This window comes from Falsiroseomonas oryzae, assembly GCF_027856955.1.
Classification (GTDB): domain Bacteria; phylum Pseudomonadota; class Alphaproteobacteria; order Acetobacterales; family Acetobacteraceae; genus Falsiroseomonas; species Falsiroseomonas oryzae.
This window is the reverse complement of the sequence record NZ_JAPSMD010000408.1, coordinates 1-4,809: the sequence shown is the minus strand read 5'-3', so window position 1 is coordinate 4,809 and position 4,809 is coordinate 1. Positions and strand designations below refer to the sequence as shown.

The window sequence follows — 4,809 nt, the reverse complement described above, 5'->3', positions numbered from 1 at the left end:
CGCCGCCGCGATGGCGGCCAGCAGCGCCCGCCCCGCCCCATGCCGCCGCGCCGCGCGCCGGACATACAGCCGCCGCACCCGCCCGGCCTCCTCCCCGCGCAGATAGGGGTCGCGCGTCAGACCGCCGAGACCGAGCAGCGCCTGTCCGGCCGATGCGGCGAAAAGCGCCTCCCCCGGCGCGTCGAAGCGCATCCGGCCCGCCGCCCAGTCCTCGCGCAACACCTCCAGCAGCCGCACGCCATCGGCCTGGGCATCCGCCGCCAGCTCCTCGAACCCATCCGGCAGGTTCGTCACGCGCGCGAGGACGAGCGGATGGTGCAGCCGCATGTCACCCGACGCGGCGGTTGTCGCCGGGGCGCAGTCTGAGCCCGGGCCGCAGGTGCCGGAAGGGCAGCGTCGCCGGATCCGCCACCACCGGGCCGGGCGCCGCCGCGACCAGTACCGCCTCCGCGATCGGCTGGAAGTCGGCGCGGAAATGCACGCTGGACTTCAGCGCCAGGATCCGCTGCGCCGCCGGCTCCACGCCGAGATGCCGGAACAGCGCCTGGTCATACGCCTGCATCTTGCGCGAGGTGACGATGGCGACGACGCCGCCAATGCCGATCAGCGCCGTCGGCCCCAGCTCCGCCAGGTTCCCGCCGGCCATCGGGCCGGTGCACAGGAAGCGCCCGTCCGACAGCTTCAGCACCCGCGCCTCCACCTGCAGCGGCACGCCGTCGGACCGGCCGCCGAGCGCGAGCGAGACCGCCGCCCCCTCCCCCGCCGCATGGCAGGCCTCCGCGCTCTCGGCGTCGTTGATCAGCCCGAGCGCCGCGCCTTCCGCCCGCTGCGCCAGCAGCTCCGCCAGCAATCCGGTGGTGTCGCCATGCCCGCCGCCGCCGGGATTGTCCTGCGTGTCGGCGATGACGACCGGCCGCGACGCGCCGCGGGAAAGCCGGATCGCCTCCGCCACCGCCTCGTTCGCCGGCATGATGGGCTGCGCGAAATCGTGCTCGCGCGCCTTCACCTCCCGCAGCAGCGCGTCGGCCGCGGCATCGGCCGCCGCCTGCGTCACGCCATAGGCTGCGATCGCGCAGCCGCAATCGGCGAAATCCGCGTAGGGGAAGCCGAAGCAGAGCGCGAGCTCCGCCGCGCCCAGCCGCGCCGCGATGGACTGCCGCGCCGCCATCACCTCCGCCATGGGCGCCACCAGCGTGCACTGGCTGGTGATCGGGATCAGGTAGTCGAGCTGGCGGAACGCCTTGGCGAAGGGCGTCCCGCGCGCGATGCGCGCCAGCAGCAGCGCCATGGCGCGCGCGCCGGCCTCCTTCATGTCCACATGCGGATAGGTGCGGAAGGGCGAGAGCACATCCGCATGCGCCACCATCGCCGCGGTCAGGTTGCAATGCGGGTCGAGGCTGGCGGCGATCGGCACGCCGGGGCCCAGGATGGCGCGCGAGCGGCGCAGCAGCTCGCCTTCCGCATCGGGGAAATGCTCGGCGACCATGGCGCCGTGCAGGTCGAGGTAGAGCCCGTCGAGGGGGCCGTCCTCCAGCGCGGCGACCAGGTCGGCGAAGATCAGCGCCGCCAGCTTCTCGAAGGCTTCGGCGGTGACGGGGCCGGCCGGGTTGGCGAAGCCCCAGGAGAGCGGGGTGATGGTCGCGCCCGCCTCTTCCGCCGCGCGGATCGCGCCCGCGGCGGGCACCGCGGTGTCGCGCAGCGCGGCAACCAGCGTCGCCGGGCGCTGCACCGCCGGCCAGCCGCCGGGTTCCAGGAACTCCGCCCAGCCGGTCGGCCGCGGCGCGAAGGAATGGCTCTCGTGCAGGAAGCCGCCGATCGCGATGCGCATGCGCTCAGCCCTTCGCGATGCCCGCCGTCGCCAGGACGGCATCGGCCAGCACCAGCAGCCCGGCTTCCGCCCAGGCCGGCGTGATGCTCTCCGCCTCGTTGTGGCTCAGCCCGCCATGGCAGGGGCAGAACAGCATGACCGTCGGCACCTTCCGCGCCACATAGACCGCGTCGTGGCCGATGGCCGTCGGCATCTCCTTGTGCGGGATGCCGCGCGCCTTCGCCGCGTCCCGCAGATGCCCGACCAGCGTCGCGTCGAAGGGCGTGGCAGGCGAGATCCAGAAATCCTCGATCGCGATCTGCACGCCGCGCCGCGCGCCGATCGCCGCCGCCTCGCCGCGCAGCGTCGCGGCCAGCGCGGCCAGGTCGCGCTCGTGGTCGTGGCGCGTGTCCAGGCTGAACCAGACCCGGCCCGGCACGACGTTGCGGCTGTCCGGGTGCAGCGTCATCCGCCCGATGGTGGCCCGCGCGCCGCAGGCCAGCGCCGCGCCCTCGATCATCGTGGCGGTTTCCGCTGCCGCCATCAGCGCGTCCTGCCGCCCGGCCATGGCGCTGCCGCCATGCGCCTCCGCCCCCGTCACCCTCACGTCGAACCAGTGCTGCGCCAGCGCATGCGTCACGATGCCGAGGTCGAGGCCCTCCCGCTCCAGCACCGGCCCCTGCTCGATATGCAGCTCGAAATAGGCGCCGAGCGACTGCAGCGCGGCGGGATCGGCGCTGCCCTGCCAGCCGATGCGCGCGAGTTCCGCGCCGAAGGTCGCGCCGGCGGCGTCGGTCTTGGCCAGCACCTCGGCTTCCGGGAAGATGCCCATCGCGGCACCGGAGCCCATCATCGGCGGCGAGAAGCGCGCGCCCTCCTCGTTCGTCCAGTTCACCAGCACGACCGGCGCCTCGGTCTCCACCCCCGCCTCGTGCAGCGCGCGCAGAATCTCGAGGCCGGCCAGCACGCCCAGCACGCCGTCGAACTTCCCGCCGGTCGGCTGGGTATCCAGGTGGCTGCCGATCGCCACCGGCTTGCGCGATGGATCGCGCCCCGGCCGCGTCAGCGCCATGTTGCCAAGGCGATCCAGCGTGAGCGTCGCGCCCGCCGCTTCCGCCTGGCGACGCAGCAGGTCGCGCGCCTGGCCGTCCAGGTCGGTCAGCGTCTGCCGGTTGCACCCGCCCTTCGGCGTCGCGCCGATCCGCGCATACTCCATCAGGCTGTCCCAGAGCCTGGCGCCCGACAGGGGAATGTTGCTCGTCACGACACGGCCTCCACCCCGCACCATTCGGCCATCGTCAGCGCGATGGCGCGCGTGATGTCATGCATGCTGTCCAGCCCGACGCTCTCGTCGATGCCGTGGATCTCCTGCGCGTCCGGCCCGAAGCAGGCGACCGGCGTGCCCTGGTAGAGCTGGAAGAAGCGGCCATCCGTCAGCCCGGTCGCGGGATAGTGGCGCAGCTCCTGCCCGCTCACCTCGGCATAGCTGCGCATCGCCAGCCGCACGATGGGCGCCTGCAGGTCGAAGACGCAGGGATCGGCGTGGAAGCCCTGGAACGCGACCTTCACCTTGGCGCCCTTCATCGCCGGGTCGGCGGCGGCTTCGGCCACGATGCGCTCGATGTCGCGCTTCACCGCATCCGCCGTGTTGCCCATCATCACGCCGACGCGCAGGCCGAGCTTCGCGCGCGTGGCGACCGAGGAATTCCACTCGCCGCCCTCGAAGGTGCCGAGGTTGACGTTCACCGGGTGGTTCACGCCGCGGAAGCTGGCATGGATGCGCTCGGCGTTGTTCATCTCCCGCTCATAGGCCTCGAAGCGGTGCCAGACGGCCATCGCCGCCTCCACGGCGTTCACGCCCGCCTGCTTGTCGCGCACATGCGCCGGGCGGCCGGTGACGGTGACGAAGGCCCAGACCACGCCCACCTCGGCGGAATAGAGCGCCGGCAGGCCGGGCCCCGGCTCCGGGATGATCACGGCGTCGGCCTTGGGCATCGCCACCATGCAGGCCAGTGCGCCGTTGCCGCTGCACTCCTCCTCGATCACGCTGTGCATCTGCACCTCGGCCGCCGGCTGCAGCCCGGCCTCGCGCAGCGCGCGGAAGGCGGTGACGTAGCTGACGATGCCGGCCTTCATGTCGCCGGCGCCACGGCCGTACATCCGCCCGGCCCGGATCGCCGGCTGGTAGGGCGGCGTGGTCCACTCGTCCTCCGCCCCTTCCGGCACCACGTCCACATGGCCCTGCAGCACCAGGCTCCGCCCGGACGCCTGCCGTGGGCGATGCACCGCCACCACGTTGTCGCGCCCGGCATACGGGATCAGCGGCGGCGAGAAGCCGGGATGGCCCTGCAGCGCCTCCACCTCCACCGGCACGCGCCGGGGTGACAGGCCGATCCCCTCGTAGATGCGCGCCATCTCGTTCAGCGCGGATTGCTCGTTGCCCAGGGTGGAGGGGCAGCGCACCAGGCGTTCCAGCATCCGCACGCCGTCGTCGCGCAACGCGTCGCAGGCGTCGAGGATGGCGCGCCGCGCGCCGGGGTCCAGTTGCGTCATGCGCCTTCCATCTCGTCGGCCCGTTCCGTCCGGGCGGCTTGGGCCCTAACCTGCACCGGATGAAGGCCTTCGCCCACCCTGCCGAGGCGCGGCACGACCCGCGCTTCTTCCTGATGCGCGGCCGCGTCCGCCCGAATTTCGAGGTGCCCGCCCGCGCCGCCGCGCTGGCCGAGGGCCTGGCGCGGCTCGGCATCGTGCCGGAGGAGCCGCCGCCGGCGCCGCAGGCCGCGCTGCTATGGGCGCATGAGCCCCGCTATCTCGACTTCCTGCGCGACGCCTCGGCTGGCTGGGCGGCGCTGCCCGATGCCGGGCCGGAGGTGGTCGGCAACGTGCATCCGACGCCGGAGATGATCGCGCAGGGCGCGCGCCTGCCCGCCGGGCTAATCGGCCAGGTCGGCTGGTTCACCGCCGACACAGCCTGCCCGATCGGCCCCGGCACCTGGGACGCC

4 protein-coding genes and 1 pseudogene are annotated in these 4,809 nt (G+C 73.4%); 1 reads left to right on the top strand and 4 read right to left on the bottom strand.

The window, feature by feature from the left end:
• The 4 genes from OZN99_RS25675 to OZN99_RS25660 form a co-directional block, all read right to left on the bottom strand.
• Nucleotides 1–327: GNAT family N-acetyltransferase (locus OZN99_RS25675; RefSeq protein WP_270938076.1), on the bottom strand; the 327-nt coding region annotated here is incomplete at its 3' end.
• Between the two features lies 1 nt (nt 328).
• Complete coding sequence (locus OZN99_RS25670) at nt 329–1,828, bottom strand: M81 family metallopeptidase (protein ID WP_270938075.1); 1,500 nt, start codon at nt 1,826–1,828, stop codon at nt 329–331.
• A gap of 4 nt (nt 1,829–1,832) precedes the next feature.
• Nucleotides 1,833–3,071 (bottom strand): Zn-dependent hydrolase, encoded by a 1,239-nt coding sequence (locus OZN99_RS25665; protein ID WP_270938074.1) that lies wholly within the window; start codon nt 3,069–3,071, stop codon nt 1,833–1,835.
• Nucleotides 3,068–4,360, bottom strand: a complete 1,293-nt coding sequence (locus OZN99_RS25660; protein ID WP_270938073.1) for an ArgE/DapE family deacylase — start codon at nt 4,358–4,360, stop codon at nt 3,068–3,070. Before OZN99_RS25660 ends, OZN99_RS25665 begins: the two co-directional genes overlap by 4 nt.
• 59 nt (nt 4,361–4,419) lie before the next feature.
• Here OZN99_RS25660 and OZN99_RS25655 point away from each other — a divergent pair.
• Nucleotides 4,420–4,809: pseudogene (locus tag OZN99_RS25655) on the top strand (histone deacetylase family protein); the annotation flags it as partial.

Coding starts and splice junctions, on each gene's coding strand:
- OZN99_RS25670 (WP_270938075.1), bottom strand. CDS start 1,828: ATGCGCATCGCGATCGGCGGCTTCCTGCACGAGAGCCATTCCTTCGCG.
- OZN99_RS25660 (WP_270938073.1), bottom strand. CDS start 4,360: ATGACGCAACTGGACCCCGGCGCGCGGCGCGCCATCCTCGACGCCTGC.